This is a genomic window from Streptomyces sp. NBC_00442, from assembly GCF_036014195.1.
GTDB lineage: Bacteria > Actinomycetota > Actinomycetes > Streptomycetales > Streptomycetaceae > Streptomyces.
Map to the genome: position 1 here is coordinate 2,021,285 of NZ_CP107918.1, position 20,167 is coordinate 2,041,451.

Here is a 20,167-nt window from a genome sequence, read left to right on the forward strand (position 1 = left end):
CGTGCGCCGGTCTTGCGTTCTTACCTGTGGCATCCGGGTCCCCACCCGGGCGCCTGTGACATGTGGTTGTCGCGGAAGGCCGCTCAAGGCTTTCGCTACGAGCCGTAGCGTAACTGGTGCGGGCCCGGAGCGCGGGGTGATCTCGCGCACACCGCGTGCCCCCTGGCGCGATTGCTACCGGCCGGTATGGTCGCCGTCATGCCTTCTTCATCCCGCGCCGCGCGACCGTCCTGTACGGGTCGTCCGGGCCGGCCCCGCAGCGCGGAGGCCGATGCCGCGATCCTGCTGGCGACCCGCGAGGCGCTGGTGGACCTGGGCTGGTCGAAGCTGACGATGGGCGACGTGGCGACCCGGGCAGGCGTGGCCAAGACCACGCTCTACCGGCGCTGGGCGGGCAAGAACGAACTCGTCGTGGACGCGGTCGCGGTCCTCTTCGACGAGCTCGAACTCCCCGATCTGGGCAGCCTGACGGCCGATGTGGAGGGCGTGGTCCTCCAGTTCGCCGCGCTGCTCGAACGCCCCGAGGCGAAGACGGCGCTGATGGCGGTGGTGGCCGAATCCACCCGGGACGACGCGCTGCGCGGCCGGATCCGATCGGCCATCGTGGACCGCCAGAAGCGGCTGGTTCTGGCGGGCCGCGAACGCGCCCAGGCCCGCGGCGAACTCCCCTACGAGGACGACCCCGCGGTCTCCGCCCGCCACACCGACCTCATCTTCGACGTGGTGGCGGGAGCGGTGGTGCACCGCGCCCTGGTGAGCGCGGAGCCGGTGGACGAGGAGTGGGCCCGCGACTTCACCCTCCTCATCTGCTCGGGGCTCGCCGCGACGGCCTGAGGCCGCGCGACGCGGCCGCCCGGTGCGACCGGTCCGTGATCCCGCCGCTCCCCCGCCGTGGCCCGGGAATGGCAGGCTCGGGCCATGGGACGAGTGCCGGGGTGGCCCGACGAACCGGGCGGTGTTCATCAGGAGGGCGGGCGGCGCGAGCCGGTCGGCGTGGCCGGCCAATGCCTGACGTGCTTCCTGCTGCTCGTCATCGGCGTCGGTGTCCTCGCCCTGTGGGTCGTCTTCCACGCGGTGCGAGGACACCCCGTGTTCTTCTGAGGGCTCAGACCTGGTAGCGCTCCGGCGCGAACAGCGACAGGTTTTCCTCGACCCATTCCGACGTCCGCTTCAGGCCGTCCTCCAGGTCGACTTCCGGCTGCCAGCCGGCCCACGTGCGGGCCCTGGAGTTGTCCGAAAGCAGCCGCTCGACCTCGCTGCCCGAGGGGCGCAGGCGGGCCGGGTCCACCACCACGGAGGCCTCGCGGCCGGACGCCGCGACGAGCGCCCGTGCCAGGTCACCGATCGCGATCTCCCGGCCCGTGCCCAGGTTCACGACCTCGCCGAGCGCCCGGTCGCACTCCGCGACCGCGAGGAAGCCCCGCGCGGTGTCGGTGACGTAGGTGAAGTCGCGGGTCGGGGTCAGCGAGCCCAGCTTGATCTCCCGTACGCCCGCGTGGAGTTGGGCCAGGATGGTGGGGATCACGGCGCGGGCGGACTGGCGGGGGCCGTAGGTGTTGAAGGGGCGGACCACGGTCACGGGGAGCTCGAAGGCGTGCCAGTGCGACAGGGCCATCATGTCGGCGCCGATCTTGGACGCGGAGTACGGCGACTGCGGCTGGAGCGGGTGTTCCTCGCTGATCGGCGCGGTCAGGGCGGTCCCGTACACCTCGCTGGTGGAGGTGTGGACGAGGCGGCGCACGGAGTGGCGGCGGCAGGCCTCGGCGATGTTCTCGGTGCCGACCACGTTCGTCTGGACGTAGGCGCCCGGGGAGTCGTAGCTGTAGGGGATGCCGATGAGGGCGGCGAGGTGGAAGACGGTGTCGCAGCCGGCCACCGCGTCCGAGACCCGGCCCGCGTCGCGGACGTCTCCGGCGAGCATCTCCACCCGGGGGTGGTTCATCAGGTGGGCGAGGTGACCCTTGTCGGCGTACGGCTTGTAGTGGACGAACGCCCGCACGTTCGCCCCGAGTTCGACCAGGAGGTCGACCAGGGTGGAGCCGATGAAGCCCTCGGCTCCGGTGACGAGGACGGTGCGGCCGTGCCACATGGAGGTGGTGGCGGTCGTGGTGTTCATGCTGCGTACTCCTTGAGGGACGAGGTGGGGCGGGAGGCGAGTTCGAGGACCCGGGCGGCCAGCAGGTCGGCGGCGCGGGCGTGGTTGCCGGGGTCGGCGGCGCCGCTCATCGCGGCGAGCCGGGCGGGGTCGGCGAGAAGCGGTTCGATGAGTCCCGCGAGGCGGAACGCGGTGGTCTCCTCGTCCGGCACCAGCAGGCCCGCGCCCGCGTCGGACAGGACCCGCGCGTTGTGGGTCTGGTGGTCGCCGGGCGCGTGCGGATACGGCACGAGGACGGCGGGCACACCGGTCGCGGCGAGTTCGGCGACGGTCGCGGAGCCCGCCCGGCACACGACGAGGTCGGCGGCGGCGTACGCGAGGTCCATCCGGTCGAGGTAGGGCACGGCCCGCGCGCCCGGCATGCCGGTCAACTGCCGCTCAGTGTGGGCGAGTTGCGCGGGTCCTGTCTTGATGAGGAGGTGGACGTCGGCCCGGTCGCGCCAGCGATGGGCGAGGCCGACCGCCGCCGCGGTGAGCCGGGCCGCGCCCAGGCTGCCGCCGTTGACGAGGACGAGCCGCGCGCCCGGCGGCACGCCCAGGACCCTGCGGGCCTCGGTGCGCAGCGCCGTCCGGTCGAGCGAGGCGAGCGCGGCGGCGATGGGCATGCCGGTGGTGACGGCGTCCTGGCCGCCGGAGAGATGGGCGCGGCTGCGGTCGAAGGCGACCGCGATGTTCGAGGTGAGCCGGGCCGCGAACTGGTTGGCGCGGCCCGGCACCGCGTTGGACTCGTGGATGAGGCTGGGCAGCCCGGCCATCTTGGCGCCGACGATGACGGGCGCGCTGGGGTAGCCGCCCATGCCGACCGCCACCTGGGCGCCCTGGGCCTTGAGGAGGGACCGGCACTGTGCGCCCGACTTCAGCAGTGCGGCGGGCAGCAGGTACCGCTTGGCGCCGAGCGAGGGGTCGAAGGGGATCATGTCGACGGTGTGCAGCCGGTACCCGGCGCCCGGTATGAGCGTGCCCTCCAGGCCCCGGGTCGTGCCGACGAAGGAGATCACCGCGTCGGGGACGGCCCGCCGCAGCGCCTCGGCGAGCGCGAGCCCGGGGTAGATGTGCCCGCCGGTACCGCCCGCCCCGATCACTACTGACAATGGTGTGCGCATGGCACCGAGGTTCACGGGGCGGCTTAAGAGGGTTCTAAGAGCCGCGTTTGGCAGGCTTTGCCCATGAGCACCACGCGCGCGGTCAGAATTCTCGTCGTCGACGACGAGCCGGAGGTAAGGGCGGCCGTCGAGGACGGCCTCGCGGTGGAGGGGTACGAGGTCCACGGCGCCCCGGACGGGCTCGCGGCCCTGTCCGAGGTGGCCGCCTGGCGGCCCGACGCGATCGTCCTCGATGTGATGATGCCGGTCCTCGACGGCCTCGGGGTCTGCCGCCAGCTGCGCGCCATGGGCGACCGCACCCCCGTGCTCGTCCTGACCGCGCTCGACTCGGTGAGCGAGCGGGTGGACGGCCTGGAGGCGGGCGCCGACGACTACCTGGTCAAGCCCTTCGCCCTCGACGAACTCATCGCACGTGTACGGGCGTTGCTCCGCCGCACCGCCCCCGACCCGGGCGAGGCGCAGGAACTGCGGTACGCGGATCTCGTGCTCGACCCGGTCGCGCACACCGCCCGGCGGGGCGAGCGGCCGATCGACTTCACGCGCACCGAATTCGCGCTGCTCGAACTGCTTCTGCGCAACCCGGGGCAGGTCCTGCCGAGGGAGCTGATCCACGAGCTGGTCTGGGGCCGCGACTTCGGACCCGACTCCAACTCCCTCGCGGTGTACGTCGGTTACCTGCGCCGCAAACTGGAGGCGGCGGGCGAGCCGCGCCTGGTCCACACGGTGCACGGGGTCGGCTACCGGCTGGACGCCTCGTGAGCTCCCGGCGCCGGCTCGGTGCCCGCTGGCGCCGGCACCGCCCGCTGCGCACCCGGCTCGCGATGGCCGCGTCCGCCGCGGTGGCGCTGGTCGCGGTCGGGGTGTGCACGGCCGCGTTCTTCGTGATCCGCTACGAGCTGTTCCACCAGCTCGACCTGAACCTGACCCAGTCGGTGACGCTGGCCATCCAGCAGAACCGGGGCGCGGGTCCGGGCGTGCTGGCGGGCGAGTGCCGCTACCTGTCCGCACCGGCGTGCGCGCAGGTGGTCCCGGCCGACCCGGCCAAGGACCCCTCGAAGCCCTATCTGCTGCCGGTCGCCCCGCCCGTGCGCGAGGTCGCCGCCGGCACCCGCAACGCGTACTACACCAACATCACGCTGCCCGACGGGCTGCCCGCCCGGATGCTCACCACCACCTTTCCGGGGGGCGACAAGTCCCTTCAGGTGGCGCTGCGTTCGGACCTGGTGCGCAAGGGAGTGGGTCAGGCGGCGGGGCTGCTGAGCGGCGTCGGCGCGGCGGGGGTGCTGCTCGCCGCGGCGCTCGGCTACTGGGTGTCCCGTACGGGTCTGGCCCCCGTGGCCCGGCTCACCGCGACGGCCGAGCACATCGCGGCCACCCGTGACCCGAGCCACCGCATCGAGCTTCCGCCGGGGCCGCCCGACAAGGAGGACGAGGTCACACGGCTCGCGGCCTCCTTCAACACGATGCTGGGCGAGCTGGAGCAGTCGGTGACGGCCCAACGGCGTCTGGTCGCCGACGCGTCCCACGAGCTGCGGACGCCGCTGACCGCGCTGCGCACCAACGCGGAACTGCTGGCGCGGGCCGAGCGGTTGACGCCGGCGCAGCGCGAGCGGGCCTCGGCGGCGCTCGGCCGTCAGATCCGGGAGGTGTCCGTGCTGGTCAACGACCTCATCGACCTGGCTCGGGACGAGGAGCCCACGCCGCTCCTCGAGGAGGTGCGGCTCGCCCCGCTCCTCGCGCACACCGTCGACACCGCGCGGGCGCACTGGCCCGCGACGCCGTTCCAGCTGGAGCTGGTGGACGCTTCGGTGACGTTGCCGGGGGTTCCTGCCCGGCTTGCCCGGCTGATCTCCAATCTGCTGGACAACGCGGCGAAGTTCAGCCCTGCGGGGGTGCCGGTCGAAGTGGTGCTTGCCTCGGGCGAGTTGACGGTTCGGGATCACGGGCCCGGGATCGCGCCGGCCGACCTCCCTCATGTCTTCGACCGGTTCTACCGGGCGGAGCAGGCTCGGGCGTTGCCGGGGTCGGGGCTCGGGCTTGCGATGGCCCGGCAGGTTGCTCGGGCGCACGGGGCGGAGCTGACGGCCGAGCGGGCGGCCGGGGGCGGAGCCCTGTTCCGCCTGACCCTGCCCCCCGGCTGACCCCCGACCCCCTGGGGCGCCGCCCCAGACCCCGTATCGCGCCTGAAGGGCGCGGGGAACCGCGCGGGCGAGGTCAGGGGGTGGTGGGGGTGCTCGGGGTGGGGGCCGGTTCTGGTTGGGTCCCGGTCAGCGGCGCCGCCGGCACCCCCTTGCCTCCGGGATGCCGCAGGCAGATGAGGAAAGCGATGCCGAGCGCGATGGCCATGCCGTAGAAGACCCACTGATTCGCCTCGGCGAAATCCATCCGCACGCTCGACATCGAGTCCCGCGCCGCGGTCGCCGCGGCCCCCGTCCCGGTCGGCCCGCGGGCGTCGCCGTTGCCCGTCACCGCCTCGGCGATCCCCTTGGCCACCTGGCGTGCCGCGGCGGGCGACTGACCGCGGGACGTGAGCGTGGAGACGACGTTCTCGGTCATCCGGTGGGTGAGGAGCGCGCCCAGCACCGCAAGGCCCACGCTCGCCGCGTAGTTGCGCACCGTCTGGGTGATGCCGGTGACCTCGCCGTACGAGGCTCCGATCGACCGGTTGACCGCGTCCGTCGAGGCGGGCGCGAGGATGAAACCGATGCCCGCGCCGGCCAGCGCGACGTAGGGCCACTGGTCGTGCATCGACAGGTGGGTCAACTGGCCTGCCCACAGCGCGAATCCGACCGCACCCACGATGGTGCCGATCTTCATGGCCGGCCGGGCGCCCTTCTTGTCCAGGATCCGGCCGCCCCACTGGGAGGCGATCGCGAAGCCCGCGAAGAAGTAGAGCAGGTACAGCGCCGCCTGGTTGGGAGAGGCGCTCAGCGAGACCTGGGCGTACACCGAGGCGAAGAAGAAGACGGGGACGAAGGCCAGCATGGCGAAGAACAGCACGAGCGAGTCCACGGTGAAGGCCTTGTCGCGGAAGACCGCCAGGTTGACCAGCGGATGACGCTTGTTCCGTTCGTAGCGCCAGAACAGGACGAGGACCACCAGACCGCCCGCGATGCAGCCCCACGTCGCCCCGCTGCCCCAGCCCCAGGACGCGGCCTGCTGGAAGCCGAGCACGCTCAGCCCCATCCCGACCGCGATGAGGACCGCACCGACGCCGTCCAGGGTTTCGTCGCGTCGCTTGTCCGAGATGTGGGCCATCACGGTCAGGACGAGCGCCACGACGGCGACGGGCACGTTCACCCAGAAGATCGCCCGCCAGGTCCATGACGTCAGCCAGCCGCCCAGCAGCGGGCCGATGGCCGTCAGCGCGCCGGAGAGCCCGAAGAACAGGGCCAGGGCCCTGCCCCGCCGCTCCACCGGGAAGACGGAGACCACCACGGCGAGCGCCGCGGGGAACAGCAGCGCGGCCCCGAAACCCTGGGTCGCCCGGAAGATGATCATCCAGCTCTGGGCGAAGCCCCCCTTGGGGACGCAGCCGCAGAGCACGGAGGAGACGACGAAGACGAGGCTGCCGATGATGACGATCCGGCGGGGACCGAAGAGGTCCGCCAGACGGCCGCCGAGGGCGAAGAACGCCGCAAGCGACAGCAGATAGGCGTTCACCACCCACTGCATGCCCGATGCCGACAGGCCCAGCTCGTTGACGATGTCCGGGGCGGCGATGGAGACGATCGTCTGGTCGATGAACGTCATCGCCACCGCGAAGAGCATCGCGGCGAGGGCCAGCGTCTGGTTCGGGGTCCTGGGCGCCGGTTCAGCGGCTGCGCCCTGAGCCGAAGGGGTGCCACTCACCCCAACATTCTCGGACGGTTCGCGAAGTGTCGCATCCGTAGGGGGCGAGCGGCCCGGCCCCCCGCGGGGGGCCGGGCTCACAAACCGGGTATCACGAACCGGGGCTCACAAGCCGGGGCTCAGAAGCCGGGGGGCTCCGTGTACGTGCCCCACTCCTCGCGCAGCACCCCGCAGATCTCGCCCAGGGTCGCCTCCGCCCGTACCGCGTCCAGCATCGGGGCGATCATGTTCGAACCGTCGCGCGCCGCGGCGAGCATCGTGTCGAGCGCCGCCGCCACCGCGGCGTCGTCGCGCCGCGACTTGCGGGCGGCGAGCTCGCGCACCTGCTCGCGCTCCACCTCGTGGCTGACCCGCAGGATCTCCAGGTCGCCGGTGACCGAGCCGTGGGCGCAGTTGACGCCGACCACCCGCTTGTCGCCCTTCTCCAGGGACTGCTGGTAGCGGAAGGCGGACTCCGCGATCTCCCCGGTGAACCAGCCGTCCTCGATGCCGCGCAGAATGCCCGAGGTGATCGGACCGATGGGGTGCTGTCCGTCGGGGTGCGCCCGCGTGCCCCGTTCCTTTATCTGGTCGAAGATCTTCTCCGCGTCCGCCTCGATGCGGTCCGTGAGCTGCTCGACGTACCAGGAGCCGCCGAGCGGGTCGGCGACGTTGGCGACGCCGGTCTCCTCCATCAGCACCTGCTGCGTGCGCAGCGCGATCTCCGCGGCCTGCTCGCTCGGCAGGGCGAGGGTCTCGTCGAGGGCGTTGGTGTGCAGCGAGTTGGTACCGCCGAGGACCGCGGCGAGGGCTTCCACCGCGGTGCGTACGACGTTGTTGTACGGCTGCTGCGCGGTCAGCGACACCCCGGCGGTCTGGGTGTGGAAGCGCAGCCACTGCGCCTTGTCCGACTGCGCGCCGTACACCTCCTTCATCCAGCGGGCCCAAATGCGGCGCGCCGCGCGGAACTTGGCGATCTCCTCGAAGAAGTCCACGTGGGCGTCGAAGAAGAAGGAGAGGCCGGGGGCGAAGACGTCGACGTCCAGGCCCCGGCTGAGGCCGAGTTCCACGTACCCGAAGCCGTCGGCCAGGGTGTACGCCAGCTCCTGCGCGGCCGTCGCTCCGGCCTCGCGGATGTGGTATCCGGAGACGGAGAGCGGCTTGTACGCGGGGATGCCCTGCGCGCAGTGCTCCATCAGGTCGCCGATGAGGCGCAGGTGCGGCTCGGGCTGGAAGAGCCACTCCTTCTGCGCGATGTACTCCTTGAAGATGTCGGTCTGGAGCGTGCCGTTGAGGACGCCCGGGTCGACGCCCTGGCGCTCGGCGGCGACGAGGTACATGCAGAACACCGGCACGGCCGGTCCGCTGATGGTCATGGACGTGGTGACGTCGCCGAGCGGGATGTCCTGGAAGAGGACCTCCATGTCGGCGGCCGAGTCGATCGCGACGCCGCAGTGGCCGACCTCGCCGAGCGCGCGGGGGTCGTCGGAGTCGCGGCCCATGAGGGTCGGCATGTCGAAGGCGACGCTCAGGCCGCCGCCGCCCGCGGCCAGGATCATCTTGTAGCGCTCGTTGGTCTGCTGGGCGTTGCCGAACCCGGCGAACTGCCGGATCGTCCACGTGCGGCCCCGGTAGCCGGTCGGGTACAGGCCCCGGGTGAAGGGGTACTCGCCGGGCCAGCCGATCCGTTCGAACCCGTCGTAGGTGTCGCCGGGCCGGGGCCCGTACGCGGGGTCGACGGGGTCCCCGGAGAGTGTGGTGAAGTCCGCGTCGCGCTTGCGGGCCTTGTCGTAACGGGCCTGCCAGCGGCGGCGGCCTTCCTCGATCGCGTCAGCGTCCATGCCTCAAATTTACTTGGACGTCCTAGTAAATGTCGATGGCAGACCGCCACGCGTTGGTCGCGCGGCGGTGGGGTGCCGCGGAATCAGGCTCGCGCGCCCGCGGGGACGCCGTCGGCGACCTTGGACTCCAGCTCCTTGGAGACCTTGCGCTCGACGAAGAAGGCGGCGGTCGGAATGGTGCCGGCGATCAGCACCCACAGCTGCTTGCCGACCGGCCACTTCGCCTTGGAGCCCAGGTCGAAGGCGAAGACGAGGTAGATCACGTACAGCCAGCCGTGGGCGATGCCGATGACCTTCGTGAAGTCGGCGGCGCCGTTCATGTCCAGGATGTACTTGGCGATCACGCCGAGGGTCAGCAGGACCAGCAGCACGCCCGTGACGTACGCCATTACCCGGTAGCGGGTCAGTACGCTCTTTTTCATGCGGTCGAGCGTAACCGGACATGCGGGGCGATCTTCGCGCGGGTCACGCCTGGGGCGGGGGTTCTCCCCCACCCCGCCCCTTCCCGAAACCCGCCGGGGGTGAGGGGTCCGGCCGCGGACCGCGCGCGGCCGGTCGCGCAGATCCCCGCGCCCCTGGCGGTACCGGTGCCATGCGGCATGCGCATCCTCAGCCCCGGCCGTTCCGCGAGCCGCCTTTCGGTGCGGACCGTGCGCACTTCTCGCGCAGTTCCCCGCGCCCCTGACCTGTTCGGTGCCGGGCGGCATGCACACGCTCAGCCTGTCCGGCGTTTGAGGACGGGCGCCGTCGGGCTCGGGGGGTCTGGGGCGCAGCCCCAGGGGGCCTACTCCTCGAAGTCGTTCGCCGAGACCCGCAGCGGGCGGAGCATCGCGAAGATCTCTCCGCACTCCTCCGCGTCGTAGACGCCGAGGCCGAAGTCCATCGCCATCAGGTCGCGCGTGGCCGATTCCACCACCTCGCGGCCCCGGTCCGTGATGGACGCCAGCGTGCCGCGCCCGTCGTTCGGGTTGGGGCGCTTGTCCACGAGACCCGACTTCACGAGGCGGTCCACCGTGTTGGTCACCGAGGTGGGGTGGACCATCAGGCGTTCGCCGATCTTGGACATCGGCAGCTCGCCCGCCTTGGAGAAGGTCAGCAGGACCAGCGCTTCGTACCGCGCGAAGGTCAGCCCGTACGGCTTCACCACCGCGTCGACCTCGGCCAGCAGGATCTGGTGCGCCCGCATGATCGAGGTGATGGCCCCCATCGAGGGCACGGGGCCCCAGCGCTGCTGCCAGAGTTCGTCGGCTCGGGCGATGGGGTCGAAGGGGAGGCTGAGCGGCTTGGGCACGCGTCGACCTTACCCACTGGTCACATGCCGGTCAGCCCCGTCTCGAAGTTCGGTACCGGGGCCCCGGCGCGCACGACCGCGGGGCGCGGCGCTCCCCCGCGCCGACCGTCCGTCATGTCACGATTGCCCGACCCTGTGCACGCCGCCCCGCGTGCACCCTCGCGACCCCCGAGGGGGCCGGATGTCCCGGTACCGAATCCTGCTCGCCGCCGTGTCGGCCGTGCTGCTCGCCGCCGTCGCCGGCTGCTCGTCCGGCGACGGATCACGCGAGGAACCCGGCGTCCGTACCGGCGCGCGGGCCGAGGCCGCTCCCGCCCCGGCGTCCGGCTCGCCGTTCTGGGTGGATCCGGAGAGTGACGCCGCGCGGCAGGTCAGGCTCTGGCAGGGGCAGGGCCGGACCGCCGACGCCGCGGCCCTGCGGCGGATCGCCGACCGGCCGGTGGCCACCTGGCCGTCCGGGGCCGATCCGGGGGCCGGTATTCGCAGGGCCGTCGCCGGCGCCGCCAAGGACAAGCGGACCGCGCTGTTCGTGGCGTACGACATTCCGCACCGCGACTGCGGCAAGTACTCGGCGGGCGGCGCGAACGGAAGCGACGGCTACCGCGCCTGGACGGGGAAGTTCGCCGAGGCGATCGGGGACGCACCGGCCGTGGTCGTCCTGGAACCCGACGCGATCGCGCACATGGTCGACGGGTGCACCACGCCCGACCACCACGCCGAGCGGTACCAGCTCCTCGACGAGGCGATCGACACCCTCAAGAGGCTGCCCCGCACCAAGGTCTATCTCGACGCGGGGAACCCCTCCTGGATCCCCGACCCCGACAGCCTCGTCGAGCCCCTCCGACGAGCCGGCATCGACAGGGCCGACGGCTTCGCCCTGAACGTGTCCAACTTCCAGACCGACGGCGCCGTACGGGCGTACGGGGTGAAGGTCTCCCGGGGGCTCGGCGGCAAGCACTTCGTCATGGACACCAGCCGCAACGGCGACGGACCCCTGTCCGACGGCCGCGACCAGGCCTGGTGCAACCCGCCGGGGCGTTCGCTCGGCGCTCCGCCGTCGGTCAGGACCGGCGACCCGCTCGTCGACGCGTACCTGTGGATCAAGCGGCCGGGCGATTCGGACGGACCCTGCCGCGGGGGCCCGTCCGCCGGTACCTGGTGGCCGGAGTACGCCCTCGGGCTCGCCAAGCGCGCCCGGTTCTGACCTGTCGGCGCACCCGCTCCTCTCAGTCCACCCGCAGCCACTTGGCCTCGGACGGGGTGCCCTCCTGGTCGGTCACGAAGACCATGTACCAGCCGGGCGGGACGAGTGCCCGGTCCGCGGGGACGGTGACCGAGACGGAGTCCTTGTCCTTCGTCAGGCCCAGCTCGATCGAGCGCTGCTCGACGTCCGTGGTGTGGGTCACCGCGCTCGGCCGCATCAGGCGCGCCTTGACCAGGCGTTCGGGGTGGTCCGTCTTGAAGGTGGCCCTGCCGCCCGCCGTCACGGCCTCGGGGCCGTCGCCGAGCGCGGGGCGCTTGCCCCTGTCGCCGTAGAGGTAGGGCGGGGTGTAGATCTCCATGCGCTGCTCGAACTTGCCGAGCTTGGTGTTGTTCTTGTCGCTGAACAGCGAGTCGGAGCCGAAGGTGGCGACCCGGCCGTCGGGCAGGAGCAGCGCCTCGGAGTGGTAGTTGCGGCCGATGGTGGGGTCCGCCGCCTCGCGGAACGCGTTCGCCTTGGGGTCGTAGAACTGGGCGCTGAGGAGGTTGGAGCCGCCCCGGCCGCGGTAGTCGGAGGAGCCGCCGGTGGTGAACACGGAGTCGTCCGGCATGATCACGCTGTTCAAGTACCGCGTGCCCTGTGGGAGTTCGGGACCGGATGTGAAGGCGGGGTTGTTCTGGTTGAGGTCGACCACGGCGGTGCGCGGGGTGGACTTCTTGGACTCGCCGACGCCGCCGCCTCCGAGCAGCATGAACCGCTGGTCCTGCGCGGGCGGCAGCAGGAGTGAGCTGGCCGTCTCCAGCTGGTCGGCGGCGTTCAGGCCGCCGATCTTGGTGAAGGTGTTCTTCTCGACGTCCCACAGGCCCGGCTCGCGGCCCTTGTTGGCGGGCCCGTAGCCGGAGTTGGCGCCCGAGTAGAAGAGCTTGCCGCCCTTGGTCAGGAACAGCGAGGGGTAGGTCGGGAAGTAGCGGAAGGGGCCGGGCGACCACTTCTTGCTCTTCGGGTCGTAGATCTCGTTGTTGCCCGCGAGGATGACGCCCACGTCGTCGAGCCCGGAGACGGCGAGCACCTTGCCGTCCTTGAGCGTGGTGAGCGTCGGGTACCAGCGGGCCTCCTTCATCGGGGCGACGGGGACGTACTTCTCGGCCTTCGGGTCGAACTCGTAGGCCGCCCTGATCCCCTGGTAGTCCTGCTTGTCCAGGGTGATCTTCTCGGCGAGCCCGTACACGTTGTCGGCGTCCTTGCCGGCCAGGCCCACGACCTCGTACTGGGCCTGGTCGGTGGCGACCGACTGGGGGCCCTCGGCGGCCGCCTCGACGAAGACCCGCGCCTCGGCGGCGGTGGTCTTGGTCTTCCACGGCTTCATCCGCCCGCTCGCGTAGTACGAGATCTCGAACTCGCGCTTGGCGCGCGGGACCGTGACGTCGAACTTCGACACGTACTCGACGCCCGACGGGGAGCGGAACGTCGTGCCCTTCTTCAGGGTGACGGCCTTGTTGGGGTCCTCGTTCTTGACCCGCATGCCGCCGCCGGCCCGCTTCACCTCGCCGTCGAGGACCTCGTAGCGGGCGGTGCCGCCGGCCACCAGGAGCTTGCCGTCGGGGAGTTGGGCGTGGCCGCCGCAGAAGAAGTCCTCGGGCGTGTGGATCTTCTTGAAGGTGTTGTCCTTCGGGTTCCACAGCACGGTGTCGAAGGTGCCCGCGTCGAAGTGGTCCTGCTTGTTGCCGGAGCCCGCGATGATCAGGACCTTGCCGGTGTGGAGCAGCGCCGCGTGGATGGCGTTGGTCCGGTACTCCTGGGGGATGTCGACGCCGTGCCAGGCGCCGTACTTCGCCATGTACTCGGGCTGGGCTATCTGGTACGCGTGGTACTGCTCCGTGGCGAAGGAGAGCGCGGCGGGGGCGTTGAGACCCGCGAGGACCACGACGGCTCCACCGCCGAACAGGGTCTTCTTCATCCGTTTCGAGGGCCGGTAGGCCATGACTCAGTTCCCTCCGGTCGTCGTGGCGACGGCGGGTTCGGCCTCGCCGCCGGGCTTGTGCTGCGGGGCCGGCTTGGCCGCGCGGGCCGCGGCGCGTTCGCGCAGCGACGTCCAGGCCCAGATCGCGACCGGCGCGAGCGCGATGCCCAGGGCGAGCACGGCCCAGGTGCGCATGGCGGCGTGGGTGTGGCCGTAGTGCACGGAGGCGATCAGGGAGGAGGTGAGGACCGCCGCCCAGAACAGGTGGATGCGGAACGTCCACAGCCGGTCGGGGCTGGCCCGGCCGCCCTTGGGGGTGACGACGAACCGGCCGCGGGTGCGCAGCACGGCCGAGCCGAGCGACTTGAGGTAGATCGGTGCGGAGAGCGCCGACATGCCCATCCCGGCGAGGCCGCCCGATCCCTCGGGTTCGTGGGGCGAGACGTTGTGCCGCCGGTTCCACAGGTACAGGCCGATCTGGAGGGCGGCGGCGTCGCTGTAGAGCATCAGCCAGACCGAGGCGGTGACCTCGGTGCCGGACGCGCCGAACCAGAGGAACAGCACACAACTCACGATGCCGAGCAGCCAGTTGACGGCGGTCATGGGGTAGTAGACGAGCATCAGGGTGTACGAGAGCAGCCGGCCGGGCGGCATGGTGAAGGGCGCCTTCCAGTACTGCTTGAACAGCGTCTCGTAGGTGCCGCGCGACCAGCGCATCTGCTGGGTGAAGAAGTCGGTCCAGGAGGCCGGTCCCTCGCCGACGGCCAGCACGTCCGGGGTGTACACGGAGCGCCAGTGCCGGCCGGTCCTCGGGTTCTTGTGCCGGTGCAGTTCGAAGCCGGTGGCCATGTCCTCGGTGATCGAGTCGTAGAGGCCGCCGATCTGCCGCAGCGCCGCGATCCGCACCACGTTGTTGGTGCCGACGAACATGGGCGCCCGGTAGCGGTTGCCGGCCCGCTGGATCAGCGCGTGGAAGAGGAACTGCTGGGACTCGGCGGCCTTGGTGACGGGCGAGTCGTAGTTGCCGTAGACCTGCGGTCCGACCACGAAGGCGACATCGGGGTCGCGGAAGTAACCCATCATCCGCTCCAGGAAGTTGGGGAGCGGGGCGTGGTCGGTGTCGACGGAGGCGAAGAAGTCGTAGCGGCCGCCGTGCATCGCGATCCAGGCGTTGTAGTTGCCGTGTTTGGTGCGGGCCTTGTGGGCGCCCTTCTTGCGGTTCCACTCGGGGACGCCCTTGCGGGTGAAGTGGCGTACGCCGAGTTCCGCGCAGAGCGCCTTGGCCTGCTCGTCGTCGCCCTCGTCCAGGAGCCAGATGTCCAGGGGCCCGGTGTGGGTGAGCAGGACGGCCGCCTCCAGGGTGGTGCGCACCATGGATATGGGTTCCGTGCCGGGCACGTACGTGGTGAGGAAGGCGACCCGGGTGCCCTCTTCGGGGATGACGGGGACGGGGTCGCGGGCGACCAGCGTGGCGTGGGCGACCGAGGCGACGTTGGCGACCATGAAGAGCTCGATCAGGCCGATCGAGACCAGCATCGTGACGTCGAGGTCCACGAGCCAGCGGTCTCCGCCCTCGCGCTCGACCCAGTGGCTGGGCCAGATGAGGTAGACGAGCAGCAGGCCGGTGAGTATCGGCGCGAGGGTCATCAGGAGGACGGCACGTATGCGGTGCGGCTCTTGTGAGAGCAGACTGCGGTACTGCACCCGGTAGGGCTTGGCGCCCGGCTCCGTGAGCGGTCCGGCCAGTCGGCTGTGGGTGTCGTATGCGTAGCCCTCCGGGCGCACGTGCCCTCCAGCTGATCGTCGAGCAGGGTTTTTGCACTGGGTTGATATCCCCACAAAAGTGGAGAAAGCCCGGCGTGTCGACTGGAGTACTCCGAGTGAGCGGTTCTAGGGTGCTGGGCCGTTTCGGCGGCCGGGGGGCCGTCGCCGCCCGCCGTACGCACGCGCGAGAGCCCCCGGCCGGGGTGGCCGGGGGCTCTTCGGTGATGCGGGGCTGCCGATGGGCGAGGGGCCGCTACTCGGCGGCCAGGTGGCGCTCCACCGTCTCGACCTTGGAGGTGAGGCCGTCGGTGACGCCGGGGCGGATGTCCGCCTTGAGGACGAGCGAGACCCGGTGCGAGCGGGCCTCGACGGCGGCGACGGCGCGCTTGACGACGTCCATCACCTCGTCCCACTCACCTTCGATGGAGGTGAACATGGCGTCCGTGCGGTTGGGCAGGCCGGACTCGCGCACCACGCGGACCGCGTCCGCGACGTACTCCCCCACGTCCTCGCCGACGCCGAGCGGGCTGACCGAGAAGGCGACGATCATGCGTTGACCACGCCTTCCTTGCGGGCCCTGGTCGCGATGACCGCGTCGTCCAGCTCCCGGCGGAGCTTGCGCTCGGCGAAGAAGCCGCCGAAGGGCAGCACGGCGAGCACGAAGTAGAGGATGCCGGTGTTCCTGGACCACTTGGTGCGGTTCCAGGCGTCGAGCCAGAAGAGCACGTACAGCGTGAAGAGAATGCCGTGGACCATGCCCATCACCATCACCCCGTCGAACGAGGTGGTGCGCTTGAGCACGGAGCACACCAGCAGGATCGGGAACGAGATGGCCTCGGGGAGCGAGATCAGGCGGAGGCGGTGCAGGGCGGAGGCTGTTTTGAGGTCCACGTGAAGGGCACCTTCGCTGGGAGGGAGCGGGCGGCGGTGATCGTCGGGCGGCGATCCGTCGGCAGCGATCTTGTGAACGCGTGCACAAACGTTCCTCATTCTGACATCGCCCCCTTGCCCCTGTCGGGGCGGGTCCCCGGCCGCTACCGTCGGGCCGTGGCAATGTTCCGACTTCAGGGCAGCAAGGTGCTCGCCGTCGACATGACCGGCGACGCCGTCAAGGCGAAGAACGGCTCGATGGTCGCCTACGACGGCCAGATGGCGTTCAAGAAGATGTCCGGCGGCGGTGAGGGTCTGCGCGGCATGGTGACCCGCCGCCTCACCGGCGAGCAGATGACCGTGATGGAGGTGAAGGGGCACGGCACCTGCTATTTCGCCGACCGTGCCAGCGAGATCAACCTGGTGAGCCTGACCGGCGACAAGCTCTACGTCGAGGCCAGCAATCTGCTCGCCACCGACGCCGGGCTGCGCACGGGCACGACCTTCACGGGGCTGCGCGGCGCGAGCCAGGGCAACGGCCTGTTCACCACGACGATCGAGGGCCAGGGGCAGGCCGCGATCATGTCGGACGGGCCTGCCGTGGTGCTGCGGGTCAGCGCCCAGTACCCGCTCTCCGTCGACCCCGGCGCCTACATCGCCCACCAGGGCGATCTCCGCCAGCACTTCCAGTCGGGGGTGACCTTCCGCACGTTCCTCGGCGAGGGCTCGGGCGAGGCGTTCCAGATCCGGTTCGAGGGCGAGGGCCTGGTGTACGTGCAGCCGAGCGAGCGCAACACGATCGGCGGTGACGTCTGATGCCGTTCCGCGAGGTCAACTCCAAGATGGTCGAGGCGACGGTGCTGCCCGGCCAGAAGATGTTCAGTCAGCGCGGCGCGATGCTCGCGTACAAGGGCGAGGTGTCCTTCACCCCCAACATCCAGGGCGGCCAGGGCGGCCTGATGTCGATGATCGGGCGCCGGGTCGCCAACGAGGCGACACCGCTGATGACCGTCGAGGGAAGCGGCACCGTGATGTTCGGTCACGGCGGCCACCACATCCAGGTCATCAACCTCCAGGGCGACACCCTGTACGTGGAGGCCGACCGGCTGCTCGCCTTCGACGGTTCGCTCCAGCAGGGCACGATGTTCATGGGCTCGCAGGGCGGGGTCATGGGCATGGTGCGCGGCCAGGTCACCGGGCAGGGCCTGTTCACCACGACCCTCAAGGGCCACGGTGCGGTCGCGGTGATGGCGCACGGCGGCGTGATCGAGCTGCCGATCACCCCGCAGCGCCCGGTCCACGTCGACCCGCAGGCCTATGTCGCCCACCACGGCGACGTCCGCAACAAGCTCTCGGCCGCGCTCGGCTGGCGCGAGATGGTGGGCCGGGGCTCCGGCGAGGCCTTCCAGCTCGAACTGTCCGGTCAGGGTGCGGTGTACGTGCAGGCCTCGGAGGAGAAGCTGTGAGCGCCCCGGTGATCTTCGATCCCTACTCGCTGCCGAGCGACGACAACGTCAACAAGTACACGTTCTGCGTGGAGCTCAAGTCGAGCCAGTGGTTCCTGCAGAAGGGCAAGATGATCGCCTATTACGGGCAGATCGAGTTCAACGGCATCGGCCACGGCCGGCTCGACCGGCTGCTGCGCACGAGCTTCCACTCCCCGCTGCACGCGGCGGACTGGGTGGTGGCTGACGGCAGCGGCAAGATGCTCCTCGCGGACCGCGCCTTCGACGTGAACAGCTACGACCTGGACGAGGGCAACCTGACCATCAGGTCCGGCAATCTGCTGGCGTTCCAGCCCTCGCTCGCGCTCAAGCAGTCGATCGTCCCGGGATTCCTGACCCTGATCGGCACCGGCAAGTTCGTGGCGGCCTCCAACGGGCCGGTCGTCTTCATGGAGCCGCCGGTCCGGGTGGACCCGCAGGCGTTGGTCGGCTGGGCGGACTGCCCCTCGCCGTGTCACCACTACGACCACGGGTACATGACCGGCGTCCTGGGCGGAATCCGGTCACTCACGGGCCTTGGCGGCACCTCGGGCGAGGAGCACCAGTTCGAGTTCGTCGGGGCGGGTACGGTGCTGCTCCAGTCCACCGAGGTGCTCATGGCGGAGCAGGCGACCGGGCAGGTGGCCGCCGAGCCGGGGGTGCCCGGCGGCGGCCAGGGCGGGCACGGGCCGGCGGCCGGGGCACCGCGCCTTCCCGGCCAGCTGGGGGACCTGCAGCGTCGCTTCGGCCTGTGAGCGGTAGTCTGCGGAGTGTGACGTCGAACGCCTGAGCCCCTCCGGGCGACGGTCACGCCCGAGGGGTGAGCCCGTGTCGGGTGCCGGGCGTCACACTCCCCCGATTGGTTCAGAATTCAACTTCTTAGGTAGAATCCACATATGGAGACCGAGACGGCCACGAACTGGCTGAGCGACGACGAGCAGTGCGCCTGGCGCACCTACCTGGACGTCAACAGGATGCTGACGTACCAGATGGAGAAGGACCTCCAGCCGTTCGGCCTGACCAACAACGACTACGAGATCCTGGTGAACCTCTCGGAGTCGGCGGACAAGCGGATGCGGATGAGCGACCTCGCGGCCGCCACCCTCCAGTCCAAGAGCCGTCTCTCGCACCAGATCACCCGCATGGAGAACGCGGGCCTCGTCCGGCGCGAGAACTGCGAGTCGGACCGGCGCGGGCTCTTCGCGGTGCTGACCGAGCAGGGCACCGAGACCATGGAGAAGGTCGCCCCGCACCACGTGGCCTCCGTACGGCGCCACTTCATCGACCTGCTGTCGGGCGAGGCCCTGGCTGATCTGCGGGAGTCGCTGACGCCGGTCGCCGAGCATCTGCGCGGGCACCGCGGGAAGCTCTGACGGCGAGCGCGCAGCACAGCGCGGGGAGACCCGCGAGCACGAAGCACAAGGGCAGCGGAAGCCGCCCCACGAGCATTCCGACGCCGGCGGAGGCGCCCGAACCCCCTGCGTTCACCGCCGTGTTGACCCACGCACCGGCGCGCGCCCGGGTGCCGGGCGCCGCCAGTTCGTCGGCGTACAGATAGGCCGTGGTGAGCGCGGGGGCGACGAAGAGGCCGGCGAGCACCAGGGCCGCCGCGAGGGTGAGCAGGCCCTGGGCCGCGCCCGCGAGCGCCAGCGCCCCGGCCAGGCCGACCGCGAACAGGGCCAGCCTGCTCCTGGCCGGGCGCCGCCAGTGCACGGCCCCGTTGACCAGACCCCCCACCGCGCTGCCGGCGGAGAGCGCGGCGAGCAGCCAGGGTGCCGCCGACGAGCTGCCCCGGCCGTCGGCGAACGCGAGCACCAGCAGATCGAGGGCGCCGAGCCCCAGCCCGACACCCGCCGCCACCAGGGCGGGCCGCCAGGGCGCCCGGCCCGTGACACGGGCCGGCCCCCTACGGGCCGGCTGCGGCTGCGGCTCCATCGCGCGGACCGCGGGCGAGGCCACCAGGGCGAACGTCCCCACGATCACCAGCCCCGCGCCCAGCAGCACGCCGACGGCCGGGTGGACGTACTGGACGAGCACCCCGATCACCAACGGGCCGCTCACGAAGAGGAGTTCCTCGCAGACCCCGTCCAGGCTGTAGGCGCGCTCCAGCATCCGGCGGTCCGCAAGGAGTTCGCTCCACACGGCGCGCATGGTCGGCCCGAGCGGCGGGGTGCACGCGCCCGCGGCGGTCCCGAGGGCGCCGAGTACCGGCGCGCCGGCTCCGCCCGCCAGGCAGACGAGGGCGAGCGTCACGAGCAGCGACCCGTACAGGGCGGCCATGGGGGCGAGGGCGCGGCGCGGGCCGTGCCGGTCGACGAGGGCGGCTCGGGCCGGCGAGAGCAGCACGCTGCTGATGCCGAAGAGCGCCATGACGGTGCCGGCCACGGCGTAGGAGCCGGAGCCCCGCTTGACGGCGAGGACCAGGGCGAGTGGGGCCGTTCCGTAGGAGAGCCGTCCGAGCAGGGCGGCGCCGAAGGCGCGGGCGGCGTGCGGGGTCCGCAGGACGGCGGCGTACGAAGACATGGGTGTGTTCCTTCGGGGCTGTGCGCGAAAAGGGTCGCCGAAGCGCACCGCGATCCCGGCGCCCTCGGCGGGCGGATCGCGGTGCCGGGGCGGCACCTATGCGCAGAGCAGGAACATGTCCCCCACGCTAACAGCCCCGCCACC

At 71.2% G+C, this 20,167-nt stretch carries 20 protein-coding genes; 9 read left to right on the forward strand and 11 right to left on the reverse strand.

The annotated features are described in order from the left end of the window. The first annotated feature begins 198 nt into the window (after window positions 1-198). Together OG432_RS08890 and OG432_RS08895 are read left to right on the forward strand one after the other, a co-directional pair. Window positions 199-834: a TetR/AcrR family transcriptional regulator gene (locus OG432_RS08890; RefSeq protein ID WP_328309476.1), complete on the forward strand. Its 636-nt coding sequence runs from the start codon at window positions 199-201 to the stop codon at window positions 832-834. Between the two features lie 84 nt (window positions 835-918). Further along, window positions 919-1,101, forward strand: a complete 183-nt coding sequence (locus OG432_RS08895) for a hypothetical protein (protein ID WP_328309478.1) — start codon at window positions 919-921, stop codon at window positions 1,099-1,101. A 4-nt stretch (window positions 1,102-1,105) separates the two neighbouring features. Here the strand turns inward: OG432_RS08895 and OG432_RS08900 are convergent, their stop codons facing one another. Together OG432_RS08900 and OG432_RS08905 are read right to left on the reverse strand one after the other, a co-directional pair. Then, window positions 1,106-2,116 (reverse strand): GDP-mannose 4,6-dehydratase, encoded by a 1,011-nt coding sequence (locus tag OG432_RS08900; protein ID WP_328309480.1) that lies wholly within the window; start codon window positions 2,114-2,116, stop codon window positions 1,106-1,108. Next, window positions 2,113-3,258, reverse strand: a complete 1,146-nt coding sequence (locus OG432_RS08905) for a UDP-N-acetylglucosamine--N-acetylmuramyl-(pentapeptide) pyrophosphoryl-undecaprenol N-acetylglucosamine transferase (RefSeq protein ID WP_328309482.1) — start codon at window positions 3,256-3,258, stop codon at window positions 2,113-2,115. Before OG432_RS08905 ends, OG432_RS08900 begins: the two co-directional genes overlap by 4 nt. A gap of 63 nt (window positions 3,259-3,321) precedes the next feature. Between OG432_RS08905 and OG432_RS08910 the strand changes: the two genes are divergently transcribed. Together OG432_RS08910 and OG432_RS08915 are read left to right on the forward strand one after the other, a co-directional pair. Further along, window positions 3,322-4,017, forward strand: coding sequence for a response regulator transcription factor (locus OG432_RS08910; RefSeq protein ID WP_328309484.1), 696 nt, complete (start codon window positions 3,322-3,324; stop codon window positions 4,015-4,017). Continuing rightward, the gene (locus tag OG432_RS08915; protein WP_328309486.1) at window positions 4,014-5,399 is read left to right on the forward strand and encodes a sensor histidine kinase; all 1,386 of its coding nucleotides are present in this window, start codon (window positions 4,014-4,016) and stop codon (window positions 5,397-5,399) included. The genes OG432_RS08910 and OG432_RS08915 overlap by 4 nt, the downstream gene beginning before the upstream one ends. Window positions 5,400-5,472: 73 nt before the next feature. On the opposite strand, the gene OG432_RS08920 is transcribed toward OG432_RS08915, so the two are convergent. The 4 genes from OG432_RS08920 to OG432_RS08935 all read right to left on the reverse strand — a co-directional run bounded on the left by OG432_RS08920 (window position 5,473) and on the right by OG432_RS08935 (window position 10,221). Beyond that, window positions 5,473-7,029 (reverse strand): MFS transporter, encoded by a 1,557-nt coding sequence (locus OG432_RS08920; protein ID WP_328315046.1) that lies wholly within the window; start codon window positions 7,027-7,029, stop codon window positions 5,473-5,475. Between the two features lie 200 nt (window positions 7,030-7,229). Further along, complete coding sequence (locus OG432_RS08925) at window positions 7,230-8,930, reverse strand: acyl-CoA mutase large subunit family protein (protein ID WP_328309488.1); 1,701 nt, start codon at window positions 8,928-8,930, stop codon at window positions 7,230-7,232. Between the two features lie 83 nt (window positions 8,931-9,013). Further along, complete coding sequence (locus OG432_RS08930; RefSeq protein WP_267056452.1) at window positions 9,014-9,352, reverse strand: DUF3817 domain-containing protein; 339 nt, start codon at window positions 9,350-9,352, stop codon at window positions 9,014-9,016. Window positions 9,353-9,714: 362 nt separating this feature from the next. Continuing rightward, window positions 9,715-10,221, reverse strand: a complete 507-nt coding sequence (locus OG432_RS08935; protein WP_328309492.1) for a MarR family winged helix-turn-helix transcriptional regulator — start codon at window positions 10,219-10,221, stop codon at window positions 9,715-9,717. 181 nt (window positions 10,222-10,402) lie between these two features. Here OG432_RS08935 and OG432_RS08940 point away from each other — a divergent pair, with 181 nt between their 5' ends. After that, entirely contained in the window at window positions 10,403-11,425 is a 1,023-nt protein-coding gene (locus tag OG432_RS08940; RefSeq protein ID WP_328309494.1) for a glycoside hydrolase family 6 protein, read from the forward strand. A 22-nt stretch (window positions 11,426-11,447) separates the two neighbouring features. Here OG432_RS08940 and OG432_RS08945 read toward each other — a convergent pair whose 3' ends face one another. The 4 genes from OG432_RS08945 to OG432_RS08960 form a co-directional block, all read right to left on the reverse strand. Further along, window positions 11,448-13,403 carry a galactose oxidase early set domain-containing protein gene (locus OG432_RS08945; protein ID WP_328309496.1) on the reverse strand — a complete coding sequence of 652 codons (1,956 nt, stop codon included), beginning with the start codon at window positions 13,401-13,403 and terminating at the stop codon, window positions 11,448-11,450. A 3-nt stretch (window positions 13,404-13,406) separates the two neighbouring features. After that, on the reverse strand, window positions 13,407-15,167 hold the full coding sequence (locus OG432_RS08950) for a glycosyltransferase family 2 protein (RefSeq protein ID WP_328309498.1): 1,761 nt from the start codon (window positions 15,165-15,167) through the stop codon (window positions 13,407-13,409). A gap of 232 nt (window positions 15,168-15,399) precedes the next feature. Further along, window positions 15,400-15,696 (reverse strand): MTH1187 family thiamine-binding protein, encoded by a 297-nt coding sequence (locus tag OG432_RS08955; RefSeq protein WP_328309500.1) that lies wholly within the window; start codon window positions 15,694-15,696, stop codon window positions 15,400-15,402. Further along, window positions 15,693-16,037, reverse strand: a complete 345-nt coding sequence (locus OG432_RS08960; protein ID WP_328309502.1) for a DUF3817 domain-containing protein — start codon at window positions 16,035-16,037, stop codon at window positions 15,693-15,695. The genes OG432_RS08955 and OG432_RS08960 overlap by 4 nt, the downstream gene beginning before the upstream one ends. 162 nt (window positions 16,038-16,199) lie before the next feature. Between OG432_RS08960 and OG432_RS08965 the strand changes: the two genes are divergently transcribed. From OG432_RS08965 to OG432_RS08980, 4 genes are all read left to right on the forward strand, one after another. Further along, window positions 16,200-16,832 (forward strand): AIM24 family protein, encoded by a 633-nt coding sequence (locus tag OG432_RS08965; protein WP_328315047.1) that lies wholly within the window; start codon window positions 16,200-16,202, stop codon window positions 16,830-16,832. Further along, window positions 16,832-17,482 (forward strand): AIM24 family protein, encoded by a 651-nt coding sequence (locus OG432_RS08970; protein WP_328309504.1) that lies wholly within the window; start codon window positions 16,832-16,834, stop codon window positions 17,480-17,482. Before OG432_RS08965 ends, OG432_RS08970 begins: the two co-directional genes overlap by 1 nt. Continuing rightward, on the forward strand, window positions 17,479-18,255 hold the full coding sequence (locus OG432_RS08975; protein WP_328309506.1) for an AIM24 family protein: 777 nt from the start codon (window positions 17,479-17,481) through the stop codon (window positions 18,253-18,255). Before OG432_RS08970 ends, OG432_RS08975 begins: the two co-directional genes overlap by 4 nt. Window positions 18,256-18,396: 141 nt before the next feature. After that, window positions 18,397-18,873: a MarR family winged helix-turn-helix transcriptional regulator gene (locus OG432_RS08980; protein WP_328309508.1), complete on the forward strand. Its 477-nt coding sequence runs from the start codon at window positions 18,397-18,399 to the stop codon at window positions 18,871-18,873. Here OG432_RS08980 and OG432_RS08985 read toward each other — a convergent pair. Next, window positions 18,779-20,023 (reverse strand): MFS transporter, encoded by a 1,245-nt coding sequence (locus OG432_RS08985; RefSeq protein ID WP_328309510.1) that lies wholly within the window; start codon window positions 20,021-20,023, stop codon window positions 18,779-18,781. The two genes, OG432_RS08980 and OG432_RS08985, sit on opposite strands and share 95 nt — an antisense overlap. Window positions 20,024-20,167: the final 144 nt, after the last annotated feature.

Excerpts from the sequence above, each read along its gene's own strand:
- OG432_RS08890 (WP_328309476.1), top strand. The coding sequence starts at position 199 with ATGCCTTCTTCATCCCGCGCCGCGCGACCGTCCTGTACGGGTCGTCCG.
- OG432_RS08895 (WP_328309478.1), top strand. The coding sequence starts at position 919 with ATGGGACGAGTGCCGGGGTGGCCCGACGAACCGGGCGGTGTTCATCAG.
- OG432_RS08900 (WP_328309480.1), bottom strand. The coding sequence starts at position 2,116 with ATGAACACCACGACCGCCACCACCTCCATGTGGCACGGCCGCACCGTC.
- OG432_RS08905 (WP_328309482.1), bottom strand. The coding sequence starts at position 3,258 with ATGCGCACACCATTGTCAGTAGTGATCGGGGCGGGCGGTACCGGCGGG.
- OG432_RS08910 (WP_328309484.1), top strand. The coding sequence starts at position 3,322 with ATGAGCACCACGCGCGCGGTCAGAATTCTCGTCGTCGACGACGAGCCG.
- OG432_RS08920 (WP_328315046.1), bottom strand. The coding sequence starts at position 7,029 with ATGCTCTTCGCGGTGGCGATGACGTTCATCGACCAGACGATCGTCTCC.
- OG432_RS08925 (WP_328309488.1), bottom strand. The coding sequence starts at position 8,930 with ATGGACGCTGACGCGATCGAGGAAGGCCGCCGCCGCTGGCAGGCCCGT.
- OG432_RS08930 (WP_267056452.1), bottom strand. The coding sequence starts at position 9,352 with ATGAAAAAGAGCGTACTGACCCGCTACCGGGTAATGGCGTACGTCACG.
- OG432_RS08940 (WP_328309494.1), top strand. The coding sequence starts at position 10,403 with ATGTCCCGGTACCGAATCCTGCTCGCCGCCGTGTCGGCCGTGCTGCTC.
- OG432_RS08945 (WP_328309496.1), bottom strand. The coding sequence starts at position 13,403 with ATGGCCTACCGGCCCTCGAAACGGATGAAGAAGACCCTGTTCGGCGGT.
- OG432_RS08955 (WP_328309500.1), bottom strand. The coding sequence starts at position 15,696 with ATGATCGTCGCCTTCTCGGTCAGCCCGCTCGGCGTCGGCGAGGACGTG.
- OG432_RS08965 (WP_328315047.1), top strand. The coding sequence starts at position 16,200 with ATGTTCCGACTTCAGGGCAGCAAGGTGCTCGCCGTCGACATGACCGGC.
- OG432_RS08970 (WP_328309504.1), top strand. The coding sequence starts at position 16,832 with ATGCCGTTCCGCGAGGTCAACTCCAAGATGGTCGAGGCGACGGTGCTG.
- OG432_RS08980 (WP_328309508.1), top strand. The coding sequence starts at position 18,397 with ATGGAGACCGAGACGGCCACGAACTGGCTGAGCGACGACGAGCAGTGC.
- OG432_RS08985 (WP_328309510.1), bottom strand. The coding sequence starts at position 20,023 with ATGTCTTCGTACGCCGCCGTCCTGCGGACCCCGCACGCCGCCCGCGCC.